This window comes from Mycobacterium sp. IDUB_39 (assembly GCF_055419205.1).
Genome location: NZ_JBVAXF010000004.1, coordinates 102,227 through 117,779, shown reverse-complemented (window position 1 = coordinate 117,779; position 15,553 = coordinate 102,227). Strand labels below are relative to the sequence as shown.

General features: G+C 67.7%; 16 protein-coding genes. 8 read left to right on the top strand and 8 right to left on the bottom strand.

Annotated elements, in window-relative coordinates; all coding sequences use genetic code 11:
• The first annotated feature begins 2 nt into the window (after nt 1–2).
• From ACZY0X_RS15910 to ACZY0X_RS15895, 4 genes are read left to right on the top strand one after another with little or no spacing between them, the layout of a single operon-like run.
• Nucleotides 3–794 (top strand): ABC transporter ATP-binding protein, encoded by a 792-nt coding sequence (locus ACZY0X_RS15910; protein WP_463771760.1) that lies wholly within the window; start codon nt 3–5, stop codon nt 792–794.
• A complete protein-coding gene (locus ACZY0X_RS15905; protein ID WP_463771758.1) occupies nt 787–1,512 on the top strand; it encodes an ABC transporter ATP-binding protein in 726 nt (241 codons plus the stop codon). The genes ACZY0X_RS15910 and ACZY0X_RS15905 overlap by 8 nt, the downstream gene beginning before the upstream one ends.
• Complete coding sequence (locus tag ACZY0X_RS15900; RefSeq protein WP_463771756.1) at nt 1,509–2,396, top strand: branched-chain amino acid ABC transporter permease; 888 nt, start codon at nt 1,509–1,511, stop codon at nt 2,394–2,396. The genes ACZY0X_RS15905 and ACZY0X_RS15900 overlap by 4 nt, the downstream gene beginning before the upstream one ends.
• Nucleotides 2,393–3,481 carry a branched-chain amino acid ABC transporter permease gene (locus ACZY0X_RS15895; RefSeq protein WP_463771754.1) on the top strand — a complete coding sequence of 363 codons (1,089 nt, stop codon included), beginning with the start codon at nt 2,393–2,395 and terminating at the stop codon, nt 3,479–3,481. Before ACZY0X_RS15900 ends, ACZY0X_RS15895 begins: the two co-directional genes overlap by 4 nt.
• Here ACZY0X_RS15895 and ACZY0X_RS15890 read toward each other — a convergent pair.
• From ACZY0X_RS15890 to ACZY0X_RS15870, 5 genes are all read right to left on the bottom strand, one after another.
• Complete coding sequence (locus tag ACZY0X_RS15890; protein ID WP_463771753.1) at nt 3,436–4,914, bottom strand: amino acid permease; 1,479 nt, start codon at nt 4,912–4,914, stop codon at nt 3,436–3,438. The genes ACZY0X_RS15895 and ACZY0X_RS15890 overlap by 46 nt on opposite strands.
• Nucleotides 4,915–4,991: 77 nt before the next feature.
• Nucleotides 4,992–6,218, bottom strand: coding sequence for a mannose-6-phosphate isomerase, class I (gene manA / locus ACZY0X_RS15885; protein ID WP_463771752.1), 1,227 nt, complete (start codon nt 6,216–6,218; stop codon nt 4,992–4,994).
• Between the two features lie 4 nt (nt 6,219–6,222).
• Complete coding sequence (locus tag ACZY0X_RS15880; RefSeq protein WP_463771751.1) at nt 6,223–7,305, bottom strand: TobH protein; 1,083 nt, start codon at nt 7,303–7,305, stop codon at nt 6,223–6,225.
• On the bottom strand, nt 7,302–8,708 hold the full coding sequence (locus ACZY0X_RS15875; RefSeq protein ID WP_463771750.1) for a phosphomannomutase/phosphoglucomutase: 1,407 nt from the start codon (nt 8,706–8,708) through the stop codon (nt 7,302–7,304). Before ACZY0X_RS15875 ends, ACZY0X_RS15880 begins: the two co-directional genes overlap by 4 nt.
• Before the next feature lie 140 nt (nt 8,709–8,848).
• A complete protein-coding gene (locus ACZY0X_RS15870) occupies nt 8,849–9,268 on the bottom strand; it encodes a DUF3499 domain-containing protein (protein ID WP_463771749.1) in 420 nt (139 codons plus the stop codon).
• Nucleotides 9,269–9,397: 129 nt separating this feature from the next.
• On the opposite strand from ACZY0X_RS15870, the gene ACZY0X_RS15865 reads away from it, so the two are divergent.
• Complete coding sequence (locus ACZY0X_RS15865) at nt 9,398–9,820, top strand: metallopeptidase family protein (protein ID WP_241405791.1); 423 nt, start codon at nt 9,398–9,400, stop codon at nt 9,818–9,820.
• Nucleotides 9,821–9,889: 69 nt separating this feature from the next.
• Here ACZY0X_RS15865 and ACZY0X_RS15860 read toward each other — a convergent pair whose 3' ends face one another.
• The gene (locus ACZY0X_RS15860; RefSeq protein WP_241405792.1) at nt 9,890–10,135 is read right to left on the bottom strand and encodes a WhiB family transcriptional regulator; all 246 of its coding nucleotides are present in this window, start codon (nt 10,133–10,135) and stop codon (nt 9,890–9,892) included.
• A gap of 443 nt (nt 10,136–10,578) precedes the next feature.
• On the opposite strand from ACZY0X_RS15860, the gene cofD reads away from it, so the two are divergent.
• Genes cofD through ACZY0X_RS15845 form a run of 3 tightly spaced genes read left to right on the top strand, consistent with a single transcriptional unit; the run spans nt 10,579 to nt 13,501 of the window.
• Entirely contained in the window at nt 10,579–11,604 is a 1,026-nt protein-coding gene (gene cofD, locus ACZY0X_RS15855) for a 2-phospho-L-lactate transferase (protein WP_463771748.1), read from the top strand.
• Entirely contained in the window at nt 11,601–12,944 is a 1,344-nt protein-coding gene (locus tag ACZY0X_RS15850) for a coenzyme F420-0:L-glutamate ligase (protein ID WP_463771746.1), read from the top strand. The genes cofD and ACZY0X_RS15850 overlap by 4 nt, the downstream gene beginning before the upstream one ends.
• Nucleotides 12,941–13,501 carry an NUDIX hydrolase gene (locus ACZY0X_RS15845; RefSeq protein WP_463771744.1) on the top strand — a complete coding sequence of 187 codons (561 nt, stop codon included), beginning with the start codon at nt 12,941–12,943 and terminating at the stop codon, nt 13,499–13,501. The genes ACZY0X_RS15850 and ACZY0X_RS15845 overlap by 4 nt, the downstream gene beginning before the upstream one ends.
• Here ACZY0X_RS15845 and manB read toward each other — a convergent pair.
• Both manB and ACZY0X_RS15835 read right to left on the bottom strand, forming a co-directional pair.
• On the bottom strand, nt 13,483–14,571 hold the full coding sequence (gene manB / locus ACZY0X_RS15840; RefSeq protein ID WP_463771743.1) for a mannose-1-phosphate guanylyltransferase: 1,089 nt from the start codon (nt 14,569–14,571) through the stop codon (nt 13,483–13,485). The genes ACZY0X_RS15845 and manB overlap by 19 nt on opposite strands.
• 2 nt (nt 14,572–14,573) lie before the next feature.
• Nucleotides 14,574–15,467, bottom strand: a complete 894-nt coding sequence (locus ACZY0X_RS15835) for a glycosyltransferase family 2 protein (RefSeq protein WP_463771741.1) — start codon at nt 15,465–15,467, stop codon at nt 14,574–14,576.
• Nucleotides 15,468–15,553 lie beyond the last annotated feature (86 nt).

Here is a 15,553-nt window from a genome sequence, read left to right as displayed (position 1 = left end):
ACATGACCGCACCCATCTTCGAAACCGTCTCGGTCACAAAACGATACGGTGGCCTGACCGCGGTGGACGGTGTGTCGGTCACGGTGAACGCCGGTGAGGTCTTCGGCATCGCCGGGCCCAACGGCGCAGGCAAGACCACGTTCTTCGACGTCGTCACGGGCATGACGAAGGGCACCTCGGGTGAGGTCCGGTTCCGCGGCGAGTCGGTCACCCACGCCAGCGTCACCCAGATCTGCCATCGCGGCATCGCCCGCACGTTCCAGCATCCCTCCGTCTTCGACACGCAGACGGTGCTCGCCAACGCCGTCGTCGGCGCGCAGTTCGGCGACGGCAGACGCTGGTGGTCAGCGCTGCGCAAGGATCCGAAGACGCTGCAGCGCGCCTGGAGCGAACTGGAGTTCGTCGGGCTTGCCGACAAGGCGGACCGCCTGGCCGGACCGCTGCCGGTGTTCGACAAGAAGAAGTTGATGATCGCCTCGGCGCTGGCCACCGAGCCCGAGATGCTGTTCCTGGATGAACCTTTCGGCGGTCTGAGCCTTGCCGAGATCGACGAGTTGATCGCCTTGCTCACCGCCATCAGGGAGCGCTCGGTGACGATCGTGCTCATCGAGCACGTCATGCGCGCGCTGATGACGCTGTCCGACCGGGTGCTCATCATGAACCAGGGCAAGACCCTCTTCGAAGGCACACCCGCCGAGGTCGTCGCGCACGAGGAGGTCGTCCGGGTCTATCTCGGCGAGGCTCCCGCGGATGCCGCGGCCCCCACCGCCGAGGACGGTACCGCCGATGCCTGACGCACTGCTCGATATCGCCGGCCTGCACGCCGGCTACGACGCGACGACGGTCGTGCACGGGGTGGACCTGCGCGTGGACACCGGCGAGTTCTCGGTCCTGATCGGGCCGAACGGTCACGGCAAGACGACGATCCTGCGCGCCGTGAGTGGGCTCATCACACCCGTGTCGGGCAAGATAAGCCTTGCCGGACAGGACATCACGCGCCTGCGCACCGAGCACATCGCCGCGCGCGGCCTGGTGCACATCCCGCAGGGCGACCTGCTCTTCCCGGATATGACGGTGCTGGAGAACCTGACGCTCGGCGCGTTCCTGCGCAAGGGCGGGCGGGCCGAACGCATGCAGCACCTCGACCGGGTGTACGACATCTTCCCGCGGCTGGCCGAACGGTCCAGCCAGCGCGCCCGCACCCTGTCCGGCGGCGAACGCCGGATGCTGGCGATCGGGCGTGGCCTGATGGCCGACGCCCGGATGCTGATGATCGATGAACCCAGCCTCGGACTGGCACCGGTTCTGGTGGACGAGGTGTACCGGCAGATCGCCGCGATTCACCGGTCCGGTATGACGATTCTGCTTGTCGAGGAGAACTTTTCGCGTGTCCGCGAGCTGGCCGACCGGCTGACCCTCGTCGAGAACGGCGCGGTGCGCGCCACCGGGACCGTCAAAGAGGTGCTGTCCGACCCGGCCGTAGCGGCCACATACCTCGGAGTGGACTCGTGAATCTGCTGCTTCAGACCCTGGTCAGCACCATCGTGCAGGGGTCCATGCTCGCGCTCATCACCATCGGCATGAGCCTGGTCTACGGCACCCTACGGGTGCTCAACATGGCCCAGGGCGTCATGGTCATGGTCGGCGGTATGGCCGCCTACGTGTTCGTCGCCCAGTTGGGGCTGCCGGTGTGGGCGGCACTGGTGTTGGCGGCGTTCGTCGCCTTCCTGCTCGGTGTGCTCACGTTCTACAGCGCGGTGCGTCCACTGCTGGGGCGCGCCGGGGTGGATTTCGAGATGACCGCGTTCATCTCGACTTTCGCGATCGCCACCATCGTCCAGAGCGTCGTGCTGGCGATCTTCGGTCCGCGGCAGAAGCCGTTCCCGGAACTCATCACCGGCCGCCTCGACCTGTTCGCCGGCGTGTCGATCACCTACCACTCGCTGCTGATGGCGGTACTTGCCATCGTGATGCTGCTGGGCCTCGGGCTCTTCCTGACCCGCTCGCGCTACGGCCTCGCGATCACGGCCGTCGCGCAGAACATCGACGCCGCACGTCTGATGGGCATTCCGGCCCGCCGGGTCTATGTCATCGCCATGGGGCTGGCCGCCGCGCTGGCCGGCATCGCCGGGGTGCTGCTCGCGCCGATCTACTTCGTCTACCCCAACTCCGGTGACCTGCCACTGCTGCAGGCCCTGATCGTGGCGATCTTCGCGGGCCTGGGCAGTGTGCGCGGCACCATCATCGCCGCCTACATCATCGGGTTCGTACAGGCAGCCGTCTCCATCTACTGGAGTTCAACCTATGCGCTGCCCGTGTTGTATGCGGTGATCCTCGTCGTCCTCGTCTTCCGCCCCTGGGGTATCGACGGCAAACCCCAGGAGGCACGGCTGTGAGCACGGAGACCACCCCCGCCACCACCAACCCCACCGCCAAGGCCCGCACGTGGTCCGCCACCACGATGGGATGGCCACGGCCACAACGAATCGCACTTGCCGTCGGCTTGGTGGCCGCGGTCGCGTTGCCGTTCATCGTGCCCAACAGCAGCTGGCTGGTGGTCGCCACGCTCGGGGCGATCTGGTTGACGCTGAACCAGAGCTGGAACCTGGTGCTCGGATTCTCCGGCGTGTGGCACTTCGGCCAACTCGCCATCTATGCCATCGGCGCCTACGTCGCGGCGGTGCTGAGCCTGCACACCTCACTTCCCGCGGTGGCCTCGATACTCCTGGGCGGTTTCGCGGCCCTTGCTGTTTCGGTGCTGCTCTCGCTGCCGGCTCTGCGCCTTCGCGGCATCTATGTATCGCTGATGACCTTCGGCTTCGCCGAAGTGGTACGCCTGCTGATCATTTCCGACCAGAGCGGGGTCACCGGCGGTTCGTATGGGTTGTCCGGCTACCCCGGATTCGGCCTGCAGGGTCTCGACAGCGTCGCAGGAGAACGGGCGTCGTACTGGATCGCCCTCGGCGTGGCGGTGCTCACCGGCATCGCGCTGTACTTCGTGGTGCGCTCCCCGCTGGGGAGCGGTTTGGTCGCCCTGCGCGACAACTCACCGTTGGCGGCAGCCCGCGGGATCAGCCCCCGGACGTATCAGATGGTGGTGTTCGGCCTGTCCGGTTTCTTCGCGGGCGTGGCCGGGGCGTTGTACGCGTACGTGTTCGGCGTGGTCTCACCGAGCCTGATGGGACTGGCCCCGATGACACTGCTGGTCACCATGCTCGTGGTGGGCGGGCTCGGCACGGTGATGGGCCCGATCGTCGGGACTGTCATCATGACGTTCGTGCAGGCCCGGCTGCAGAGCTGGCCCGATATCCGGCTGATCGTGCTCGGGCTGATCCTGCTGCTGATGATCATCGCCGTGCCCCGCGGACTGATGCCGGTCGCCGCAGGTTGGAAGAAGCGGCTCGACGACTGGATCGCCGAGGACGAGATCGACGATCAGGACTCGGCCGCTGCGGCCTCTCGCCGCCCCAGCAGTGAATGACGCCGGCCGTACAGCAGATACACGAACACGCCCAGCACCATCCAGACGCCGAACCGGATCCACGTCAGCCCCGTCAGGTTCAGCATCAGCCACACACAGGCGATGATCGACACGATCGGCAACGCCGGAACCCACGGGGCCCGGAATCCGCGTTTGAGGTCGGGCCGGGTGCGGCGCAGCACGATGACGCCCGCGGAGACCAAGACGAACGCGAACAGCGTCCCCACGTTGACCATCTCCTCGAGCCGTTCGATCGGGAACACCGACGCCGCCACCGCGACCACCAGGCCAACCAGCACGGTTATGCGCACCGGCGTTCCCTGCGGTCCGGTCTTGGCCAACCCGCGCGGCAACAACCCGTCGCGTGACATCGCGAAGAGCACCCTGATCTGACCGAGGAGCAAGACCATCACCACGGTGGTGAGCCCGGCGAGCGCACCGATCGAGATGACGGTGGCCGCCCACTCCACGCCGTTGGCGGAGAACGCTGACGCGAGGTTGGCCTGACCGTCCGGTCCAGTCTTGAGTTCGGTGTAGGGCACCATGCCCGACAGCACCACCGACACCGCGACATAGAGCGTGGTCACGATGGCCAACGACAGCAGGATGCCGCGCGGCACGTCACGCTGCGGGTTCCTGGTCTCCTCCGCCGTGGTGGCCACGATGTCGAACCCGATGAAGGCAAAGAACACGATCGAGGCCCCAGCCAGCAGTCCGTACCAGCCGTACGTGCTGCCCTCCGCGCCGGTGATCAGGGAGAACACCGACTGGTCGATTCCTCCGCCGGCCTCACCGCCGGACTCTGCTGGCGGGATGAAGGGCGAGTAGTTGGCCGCCTTGATGTAGAACGCCCCGACGATGACGACCAGCAGGACCACCGACACCTTGATCGCGGTGATGGCAAGGCTGAAGTTGGCCGACAGCTTCGTGCCGCGCGCCAGGAGCAGGCACAGGGCCCCGATGATCAGCAGCGCGCCCCAGTCCAGGGTCACACGTCCGAGGTCCATGGTTCCGCCGGAGAAGCCGAACACCGTGCCCAGATACGACGACCACCCCTTGGCGACGACGGCACCGGCGACCGCGAACTCGAGGATCAGGTCCCAGCCGATGATCCACGCGGTGAACTCACCGAAGGTGGCATAGGAGAACGTGTAGGCGCTGCCCGCGACCGGCACGGTCGAGGCGAACTCGGCGTAGCACAGCGCCGCCAGGCCGCAGGTGATCGCGGCGATCACGAAGGAGACTGAGATGGCGGGCCCGGTCAGGTCGCCGGCCGTCGACGCGGTGATGGTGAAGATGCCCGCGCCGATGACGACGGATACCCCGAACACGGTGAGGTCGCGCCAGGTCAGGTCCTTGCGGAGGCGGGTGTCGGGGTCGTCGGTGTCAGCGATCGACTGCTCGACCGATTTGATCCGCCACCGATCCGTCATGATTCCCCGCCTTCTCTGGCTGTGTGACCGAACCCTACTGAGTAGGGTCCCGGCCACGCCGAGAAATGGGTTGCGCGCTAGAGGCCGACGGTGACCCGAAACAACCTGCTGGGCCGTTCGGCGACCAGACGGATCGGTCCGTCGTCGGCGGCCACCCACGCCGAGGCACCCCGGTCGAGGGTCAGAATGTTCGACTTCGCATGCACGGCAACCGATCCCTCGATGCACAACAGCACCTGCGGCCCGTCGTGCCGGGACGGCGCGTCGACCTGGTGGCCAAGATGATCGCCGTCCACGCTCAGCACCGAAACGGCGAACTCGGGTGCGGGTGTGTCATAGACGAGTTCGAGGCCGTCGCCGATCTCGTGCGGGACGATCAACGACTCCGTGGTCGGGGTGAAGTCAAGCACCCGCAACAGCTCGGGCACATCCACGTGCTTGGGGGTCAGGCCGCCGCGAAGGACGTTGTCGGAGTTCGCCATCACCTCGAAGCCCATGCCGTGCAGGTAGGCGTGCAGATTGCCCGCGGGCAGGTACATGCCCTCACCCGGCGCCAGGCTGATCCGGTTCAGCAGCATCGAGGCCAGCACGCCCGCGTCACCGGGATAGCGCTCCCCCAGTTCCAGCACCGTCTTCGCCTCGGCCTCGTACGTGGTCTGGCCGGAACGGAGGTAGTTGATCGCACCATCGAGCACCACCGGCACCAGCACGTCCAGATCGGGCTGGGGTGCGGTGATCCAGGTGGTGAACAGGGTGCGCAGGCCATCGGCATCCGCCTGCCCCAGCAGCAGGCCGATGTACGGGTCGAGTTCGGGAACGTCCAACGCAGCCATGAGTTCGGCGCTACCCGCGGCCGGCCGGAACCCGGCCAACGCCTCGAACTGCCCGATCGCCACGATCAGCTCGGGCTTGTGGCTGCGGTCGCGGTAGTTGCGGTTGGGCGCGTTGATCGGGAGGTTGAGCCGATCCTCGCGAGCGAAACCCTCCGCGGCCTGGTCCGCACTCGGGTGGGCCTGCAGGGACAGCGGTTCGTCGGCGGCCAGCACCTTGGCCAGGAACGGCAGCGCGTCGCCGAAGCGCTGCCGTGTGGCGGCCCCCAGCTCCCCCTCCGGATCGGCACTGATCACGTCCAGCAGCGAGTGCTCCGTGCCGTCGCCGTCGAGGTAGGCCGGATCCCCCGGATGCGCGCCCAGCCACAGTTCAGCCTCGGGATGCGCTGTCGGGCTTGGCCTTCCAGTGAAATCGGCAATTGCGGTGCGCGATCCCCACGCATAGGTCCGCACCGCGCCACGTAGCAGGTCCACTCGCCTAACCTCGAACAAGTCTCAGGTATGCGGCCGCCATCTCGAGCCGCACTGCCAACATCGCCAACTGCTGTTCGGTTCGCCCGCTCGGCGGCGGCGCCGCGACATCCCCGATGTCCTCGGCGCTGATCGTGGTCGCGTCGTCGAAACCAGCCAGCCTTGTCATTATGCCGGGCCGGTCCCCGTCGGTGGTCAACACGATGGTGCGGACCCGAGCCGGCAGCGGGCCGTCGATCTCCTCATCGTGGAACAGGGAGGTCTCGTAGTTGGCGCCACCGGTCAGTCCGGCGTGCAGGACGACCATGACGTCGGACAGGCTCACCGACGCGACAGGCAGGTGGGCCACCCGCAGCAGCACCGCACTGATGTGGCGGGCCAGAGCCAGCGTGGACGTGTCATGGCCGGCCAGCACGACGGTCCCATCCGACATCCGGTCGGCCAGGGTCTTGGCGGGGTTGGTGAACACCTCGCGGCCGACGCTGTTGCGCAGCGCCTCGGCGTCGAGTTCGTCGGCCAGCGCCGCCACATCGACGTTCATGCCCGGGTCGACGACGTCCAGGGCGACCAGCCCCGCGGCCAGGTAGCGGGCCAGACCGAAGTCGTCGGGAACCCGCAGCCGCGGCGGCAGCAACACCGCTCGACCGGCTGCGACGTCGCGCAGCGGGCCCTCCTCGGGGGCGACGACCAGAACCCGCGCCCCGCGCCGGACACCTGTGGCAGCCGCGGCGACCAGTGCCGGGTCGGCGGCGTCGTCACCGGCCACCACCAGTACGTCGAGCGCCCCGATCCACGGTGGCACCTCGGGGGCGATGACGATCGGCGCGGCTGTGGAGCCACCGAGCACAGCCGCCAGGATCTCTCCCGCCGCCTCCGCGGCCCCGTGGCTGGCCACCCAGATCACGGTGCGCGGCGGCTGTCCGGACCGCAGTGGTTCGAACACGCCCTCCTCGAGCGCCGCCGCGGTCGCCCGCATCTGGGCACCTGCCATGGCGGCGGCACGAAGCAGACCGTCGCGGTCGGCGTCGATCAGGCCGTCGACGTCGTCGAGGTCAATGCCGGCCGCGCGCGAACGCGAGTCCGCATTCACGGGGTGGACCCGCCCGGACCCGGCGTCGCCGAGATCTGCGCACCCACGTGCTCGACGATCTGGTCGACCTCGGCGGTCGTGCGCGCCTCCACGTTGAGCCGCAGCAGCGGTTCGGTGTTGGACGTCCGCAGGTTGAACCAACTGCCCTCGCCGAGATCGACGGTGACGCCATCGAGGTGGTCGATGGCGACGATGTTGCCCTCGTAGGACTGCAGGACCGCGTCAACGCGTGCGGCGGCATCCGACACGGTGAAGTTGATCTCGCCGGATGCCTCGTAGCGCTGATAGTCGGCCATGATCGCCGACAGCGGCCGATCCTGCTCGCCGAGCGCGGCCAACACATGCAGCGCCGCGAGCATGCCGGAGTCCGCACCCCAGAAGGCACGGAAGTAGTAGTGCGCGGAGTGCTCGCCGCCGAAGATCGCGCCGGTCTCCGCCATCAACCCCTTGATATAGGAGTGACCGACGCGCGAACGCACGGCTGTGCCACCGCGTTCGACGATCAGCTCGGGCACCGCCCGCGAGGTGATCAGGTTGTGGATGACGGTGGCGCCGATCTCGCGGCCGAGTTCGCGGCCGGCCACCAGTGCGGTCACCGCCGACGGCGATACCGGTTGGCCCAGTTCGTCGACGACGAAGCAGCGGTCGGCGTCGCCGTCGAATGCCAGCCCGATATCGGCTCCGGTCGCCAGCACGTGAGCCTGCAGGTCGACCAGGTTCGCGGGGTCGAGCGGATTTGCCTCGTGGTTGGGGAACGTGCCGTCGAGTTCGAAGAACAACGGCAGCAGGGTGATCCCGGGAATGGCGCCGAGGACCGCCGGGGTGGTGTGACCGCCCATGCCGTTACCGGCGTCGACGGCCACCCGCAACGGCCTGCCGCTCTCGATGTTCACCAGCGAACGCAGGAAGTCGGCGTACTCAGCCAGCACGTCGCGATCTGAGATGGTGCCCGCAGCACCGTCTGCGGCCGGCACACCGTTGATGACCTCGTCGCTGATGGTCGTCAGCCCGGTGTCCTTGCCGACCGGCTTCGCGCCGGCGCGGCACAGCTTGATGCCGTTGTAGGCGGCCGGATTGTGGCTTGCGGTGAACATGGCGCCAGGACAGTCGAGCCGCCCCGACGCGAAGTAGAGCTGGTCGGTGGAGGCGAGCCCGATCCTGACCACGTCGAGACCCTGGGCCACCACACCTTCGGCGAACGCGGTCGCCAGCGACGGCGAACTCGATCGCATGTCGTAGCCGATCACGACCTGGCGCGCACCCGGAGCGGACTCGTCACGCACCAGCCGGGCGAACGCGCCACCGACGTCGAACACGAACTGCTCGTCGATCTCCTCGCCGACCAGCCCGCGCACGTCGTAGGCCTTGATCACACGGTTTACAGCCGCAGCGGGCCGAGACATAGAGCTCCTTGATTCCCGTAACGGTCTCCGCATCCCCTCGCGAGAATGCACCTGGGGTCAGCCTATCGGCTGGCGAAGTCTGGTGCTGCCGGTCACACCGCGCAGCTACGAATCCGTTTGCGGAAACCAGTCCCAGGGTCCTAGTCCGCGGGGTCGGGCAGCACGCGGAGGTGGCCGCGCCTGCGGCCGTTCTGCTCCGGGCGCTGGGTCGGCGGCGCCATCAGCGCACCGCCCTGGGCCCCGGTCGTGGGGTCGGAGAATCCGGCCACGACGCCGTTGACCTGAAGGCCGCCGTCGCGCCCCTCCCGCACCGCGTCGGCGAGTGCGACGAGGTCATCCTCATCGCTGTGCGCGGGCAACGGGCTGGCGTGCCGAACCAGCTCCCATCCAACCGGCGCCGTGATGCGGCCGGCGTGGACGACGCACAGATCCCAGGAGTGCGGTTCGGAAACGGTGGCCAGGGGTCCGACGACCGCAGTCGAGTCCGAGTAGACGAAGGTCAGCGTCGCCACGGCATAGTGCGGGCACCCAGGCCTGCAGCAGCGACGGGGAACGTTCACGAAGCAGAGGCTATCGCGGGACGCCTCCGCGAGCAGACGGACACGCGCGCCATGGGTCGGCCGATCTCCAACCGTTACGATCGACCAATGGCCGAGTCCAGTCGTTTGGGGCCGCGCCGCCGTAGGGAGATGCGCGGACCGCTGTTGCCCGCCACGGTGCCGGGCTGGCGCAGCCGAGCCGAGCGATTCGACATGGCGGTCCTGGAGGCGTACGAACCCATCGAGCGCCGGTGGACCGAGCGGGTGTCGACCCTTGATGTCGCGGTCGATGAGATACCGCGGATCTCACCGCGGGATCCCGAGAGTGTGCAGTGGCCGCCGGAGGTTATCGCCGACGGTCCCATCGCGTTGGCCCGGTTGATCCCGGCGGGTGTGGACACGCGGGGAAATGCGACACGGGCACGAATCGTGGTGTTCCGCAAGCCGATTGAGCGGCGAGCCAAGGACACCGACGATCTCGCCGATTTGTTACACGAAGTGTTGGTGGCGCAGGTAGCCACCTATCTGGGTGTCGAACCGTCGATAATCGACCCGACGATCGACGACGACTGAGCCGCTCGGCGCGATGAGCGATCGCGCCGACAGCGTCATTTCCGAGGTGAGCCCTCGCGGGCTCAAAACTCAGATGATGCCGCGCTTGAGGCGACGGCGCTCACGCTCGGACAGCCCGCCCCAGATGCCGAAACGCTCATCATTGGCCAGTGCGGACTCGAGGCACTCGTCCTTGACCTCGCATCCCTGGCAGATGCGCTTGGCCTCACGGGTCGAGCCGCCCTTCTCGGGGAAGAACGCCTCGGGGTCCGTCTGCGCGCACAAGGCGCGTTCTTGCCATTCCTCGTCTTCGATGGTCGACCGTTCGGCATCCATCCGCTCCGGCACCAAACTCAACTGGGGACGACCCGGTATCACGTACTGGGCCGGTCCCGTATTGGTGTGCGGTTCGTTGCCTACTGAGCCGAGCATCCGACTGTCAAAACGAATGCTGCTGTCGAAATCGACGCGCTCATAAGACATTTCTCGCCTCCTCACCTGGTCTCGTAGATCGCTCACTGGAGCCCCACCCCCTGCAAGTGCGGCCAAATCAATTCGAACAAGTGATCGAATCTCGGTCTGCGACACCGGAACCGGCCGGCCAACCGCGAAATGACACTGATGTGATTAGACACCGAGTTAGCTGCGCTGGTCAAGCGCCAGGACAGGAATTCATATCATCCTGTGACCAAAGTTCGGCGCGTCGGTAATCCGGCGTGTCGGTCACATACCCCCCGTGGGAGGCGGCCGGGAGGCGTTAACGCCTAGTGTCGGTCGATGTGAAGGTGACGGTTCTGGTCGGCGGGGTGGGTGGCGCGCGCTTCCTGCTGGGGGTTCAACATTTGCTGGGACTCGGCCAGTTCAGTAGCTCACCACCCGTTGAGCAACCTTCCGATGAGCCCGCCGAGCACGTCCTCACGGCGGTGGTGAACGTCGGAGACGACGCCTGGATGCACGGTGTGCGCATATGCCCCGACCTGGACACGTGCATGTACACCCTGGGCGGCGGCATCGACCCGGACCGGGGTTGGGGCCACCGCGACGAGACCTGGAACGCCAAGGAGGAACTGGCGGCCTACGGTGTGCAGCCCGACTGGTTCGGACTCGGCGATCGTGATCTGGCAACGCACCTGGTTCGTAGCCAGATGTTGCGCGCGGGGTATCCACTCTCGCAAGTCACCGAGGCACTGTGCGCGCGCTGGCAGCCTGGCGCCCGCCTTTTGCCCGCCAGCGATGACCGCAGTGAAACCCATGTGGTCGTAACGGATCCCGAAGACGCCGACGGCGGCAGACGCGCCATCCACTTCCAGGAGTGGTGGGTGCGCTACCGCGCGCAGATACCCACGCACGGCTTCGCGTTCGTTGGCGCGGACAAGGCGGCGGCCGGTCCCGGCGTGCTCGAGGCCATCGCCGACGCGGACGTGGTGATGATCGCGCCGTCCAATCCGGTGGTCAGTATCGGTGCCATCCTGGCCGTGCCCGGCATCCGTGGCGCGCTGCGCTCCACCGCCGCGCCTGTTATCGGCTACTCCCCCATCGTCGCAGGTCGTGCCTTGCGCGGCATGGCCGACGAATGCCTTTCGGTGATCGACGTCGAGACCAGCTCGGAGGCCGTCGGCGCGCACTTCGGTGCGCGCAGCGGCACCGGGATCCTGGATGGCTGGCTTATCGACGAGGGCGATGACGCGACGGTCGAGGGCGTCGACGTGCGATCCGTACCGTTGTTGATGACGGAACCCAGCGTGACCGCCGAGATGGTGCGCAGCGGTCTCGAGCTGGCCGGCGTCTCGATGGACGAGCGGTGACCGTCGATCACGGCTCAGCCGGGGCCGTCGAGATCCTGCCTATCACGGGGCTTCCCGAGTTTCGGCCCGGCGACGACGTGGCGGCGGCGATAGCAGGCGCGGCGCCGTGGCTGCGCGATGGCGACATCGTGGTGGTCACCAGCAAGGTGCTGTCGAAGAGCGAGGGCAGGATCGTGCCCGCGCCGACCGACCCCGAGGAGCGCGATGCTCTGCGGCGCAGGCTCATCGACGCCGAAGCGGTGCGCGTGCTGGCACGCAAGGGCAAGACGTTGATCACCGAGAACGCGATCGGTCTGGTACAGGCCGCCGCCGGAGTCGACGGGTCCAATGTCGACGCAACCGAACTTGCCCTGCTGCCAACCGATCCCGACGGCAGCGCCGCTACCCTACGAGACCGGTTGCGCGACATGCTCAACGTCACAGTGGGCATCGTGATCACCGACACCATGGGACGCGCCTGGCGCAACGGCCAGACCGACGTGGCGATCGGCGCGGCGGGTCTGGCAGTGCTGCACGGCTATGCCGGCGCCCGCGACGCGCACGGAAACGAACTCGTGGTGACCGAGGTCGCGGTCGCCGACGAGATCGCCGCCGCCGCCGATCTGGTCAAGGGCAAGCTGACCGCGATCCCGGTGGCGGTGGTCCGCGGACTGAGCCCGGCCGACGACGGGTCCAACGGCCGCACGCTGGTGCGCGCCGGCGAGGAGGACCTGTTCTGGCTCGGTACCGAGGAGGCACTGGCGCTGGGCCGCACGCAGGCGCAGCTGATGCGCCGGTCGGTGCGCAGCTTCGCCGCCGAGCCGGTCGACGGTGCCACCATCGAGACCGCCATCGGCGAGGCGCTGACCGCACCTGCCCCGCACCACACCCGGCCCGTGCGGTTCGTGTGGGTCCGTGACGCCGAAAGGCGCCACCGCCTGCTGGACAGGATGAGTCAGAAGTGGCGCGCCGATCTGAGCGGTGACGGCCGACCCGCGGACGCCGTGGAACGTCGCGTCGCGCGTGGCCAGATACTCTATGACGCACCCGAACTCGTCATCCCGTTCATGGTGCCCGACGGTGCTCACGACTACCCCGACGCCGAACGGAGCGCCGCCGAGCACACCATGTTCACGGTCGCGGTCGGTGCGGCGGTGCAGGCCCTGCTGGTCGCGCTCGCCGTCCGGGACCTGGGCAGCTGCTGGATCGGGTCGACGATATTCGCCGCGGACCTGGTGCGCGCCGAACTCGAGGTCCCCGACGACTGGGAGCCGCTGGGTGCCATCGCGATAGGCCATCCCGCCGAGCCGACCACACCGCGGTCACTGGTCCCCACCGAGGGCCTGTTGGTAATCCGATGAGCCTGCACGCATCGGTGGTCGACACGCTGACTCGTTGGGCACCAGCCGATCCTGCACAGGACTCATTGCGGCACGCCATCATGGCGTTCGTCCTCGCGCGTCCCGATGCCTGCCAGCGGTCGTGCGAGCCGGGACACATCACGGCCTCGGCCCTCGTGCTCGACCACACCGCCAGCCGCACCCTGCTGACGCTTCACCCCCGACTCGGCCGCTGGGTGCAGCTCGGCGGGCACTGCGAGGACGCCGATCCCGATATCGCCGCCGCCGCGCTGCGGGAGGCGACCGAGGAGTCCGGGATATCGGGGCTGACCATCGAGGCGATGCCCACCGCGATGCACGTACACGCGTTGACCTGCTCGCTCGGTGTGCCGACCCGCCACCTCGACATGCAGTTCGTCGTCCATGCGCCGCCAGGCGCAGAGATCACGCGCAGCGACGAGTCACTGGACCTGCGGTGGTGGAGTCTTGACGCGTTACCCGAGGGATCGGACTACGGCTTGACCCAGTTGGTCGCCGCCGCACGCCGCGACGTGCGATCTCAGACGTCCGTCGAGTAGCGAATACCACCGTCGGGAATCGTGACTCCCGGCCACACCCGCGCACCACGCAGCAATTCGCAGCGCGCGCCGATGTTGGCGCCATCGCCGATGACGCCGTCCCGGATCAGGGCGCGCGGCCCGATGCGGGCGCCGAATCCGATGATGGAGCGTTCGATGACGCAGCCAGCCTCGATGCGGGCACCGTCGAAGATCACCGCACCGTCCAGGCGGGCCCCGGGGCCGATCTCCGCTCCGCGCCCGACGACCGTCCCGCCGATGAGAAGGGCGCCGGGGCCGACTGCCGCACCCTCGTGCACCAGTTCCTCGCCGCGGTGTCCGTTGAGCGCGGGCGACGGCGCGATACCGCGCACCAGATCAGCCGAACCACGGACGAAGTCCTCCGGGGTACCCATATCGCGCCAGTAGGTGGCGTCGACGTAGCCGCAGACCTTGAGACCGTCGGCCAGCAGCGCCGGGAACACCTCGCGCTCGACCGACACCGACCGCCCGGTCGGAATCCGGTCGATCACATCGCGGCGGAAGACATAGCAGCCGGCGTTGATCTGATCGGTGGGCGGATCCTGCGTCTTCTCCAGGAACGCGGTCACCACGCCATCGGCATCGGTTGGCACACAACCGAATGCGCGTGGATCACCAACGCGGACCAGATGCAGCGTCACGTCCGCCTTGCGCTCGTGGTGGCTAGCCAGCAACGCGTTCAGATCGGCTCCGGACAGCACGTCGCCGTTGAAGACCAGCGTGGTGTCGTAGCGCAACTTCGGTGCCACGTTCGCGATGCCACCGCCGGTACCGCGCGGCTCCTCCTCGAAGACGTAGTCGATGTCCAGGCCCATGGCCGATCCGTCGCCGAACTCGGCCTCGAACACCTCAGCCTTGTACGACGTCCCGAGCACGACGTGCTTGACGCCCGCCGCGGCGATACGGCTCAGCAGATGGGTCAGGAACGGCAGACCTGCGGTGGGAAGCATGGGCTTGGGAGCCGACAGCGTCAGCGGCCGAAGGCGGGTGCCCTGCCCTCCGACCAGGATGACGGCGTCCGTCTGTGCGGGATCTACGGGGGTTGCCACGGTCAACGCAGTCCTTTCGCCAGTTTGCGCCGAGAGTTGCGGACCACCAGACCCGCTCGCACGGCGAGCGCCGATCGGATGCTCCATCGCAACGGCGCCTGCCACCAACCCGGGTGCCGATCGGCGAGGAAAGTGTAGGTGCTGGTGTGATGGGCAGCCAAGTTGCGGGCCGGGTCGCGTCCAGTCGCGTGTCCCTTGTCGTGCAATATCTCCGCCGACGGTACGTAAACGTTCGACCAACCCGCCGCGGCGAGACGATCTCCCAGGTCGACGTCCTCCATATACATGAAGTAGCGCTCGTCGAAACCCTGCACCTGGTCGTAGGCAGCCCTGCGTAGCAAAAGGCACGAACCCGACAGCCAGCCGACGGTGCGTTCGCTGGGCTCGTGTCGTTCCTGGCGGTACGCGGCGGTCCACGGGTTGCGCTTCCAGAACGGACCGACGACGGCGTGCATACCGCCGCGGATCAGGCTCGGCTGGTGGCGCGCCGACGGATAGACCGTGCCGTCGGGATCACGGATAAGCGGCCCGAGTGCACCGGCCTGTGGCCACCTGGCGGCGGCCTCGAGCATCTCGTCGATGCTGCGCGGGCCCCACTGGACGTCGGGGTTGGCCACCACGAAGAACTCGGCGTCGCCAGAGTAGGACGGATCGCGCAGGTAGGCGTCGACGGCCCGATTCACTGCGCCGCCGTAGCCGAGGTTCGCGCCGGTGCGCAGGAGCTGGACGTTGGGGTAGCGCTCGAGGGCCGCCTCCGGCGCACCGTCGGTGGACCCGTTGTCGGCCATCACGACGGTGACGGGACGGTCGGTGGCATGCGACAGCGTCGCGAGGAACCGATCGAGGTGCGAGCCCGGTGAGTACGTCACCGTCACCACGACTATTTCATCGCTCACGCGAAGGCCACCATTTCACCACTCACGCGAAGGCCACCAAATTCCACTCACGGCGTTGAGGGTAGCGGCCCGAATACAGCTGGACC

Bases quoted from the DNA above. Each gene is read 5' to 3' on its own strand.
- ACZY0X_RS15905 (WP_463771758.1), top strand. From the start codon at position 787: ATGCCTGACGCACTGCTCGATATCGCCGGCCTGCACGCCGGCTACGAC.
- ACZY0X_RS15910 (WP_463771760.1), top strand. From the start codon at position 3: ATGACCGCACCCATCTTCGAAACCGTCTCGGTCACAAAACGATACGGT.
- ACZY0X_RS15845 (WP_463771744.1), top strand. From the start codon at position 12,941: ATGAGCCTGCACGCATCGGTGGTCGACACGCTGACTCGTTGGGCACCA.
- ACZY0X_RS15865 (WP_241405791.1), top strand. From the start codon at position 9,398: ATGCGCGGACCGCTGTTGCCCGCCACGGTGCCGGGCTGGCGCAGCCGA.
- ACZY0X_RS15860 (WP_241405792.1), bottom strand. From the start codon at position 10,135: ATGGATGCCGAACGGTCGACCATCGAAGACGAGGAATGGCAAGAACGC.
- ACZY0X_RS15890 (WP_463771753.1), bottom strand. From the start codon at position 4,914: ATGACGGATCGGTGGCGGATCAAATCGGTCGAGCAGTCGATCGCTGAC.
- ACZY0X_RS15875 (WP_463771750.1), bottom strand. From the start codon at position 8,708: ATGTCTCGGCCCGCTGCGGCTGTAAACCGTGTGATCAAGGCCTACGAC.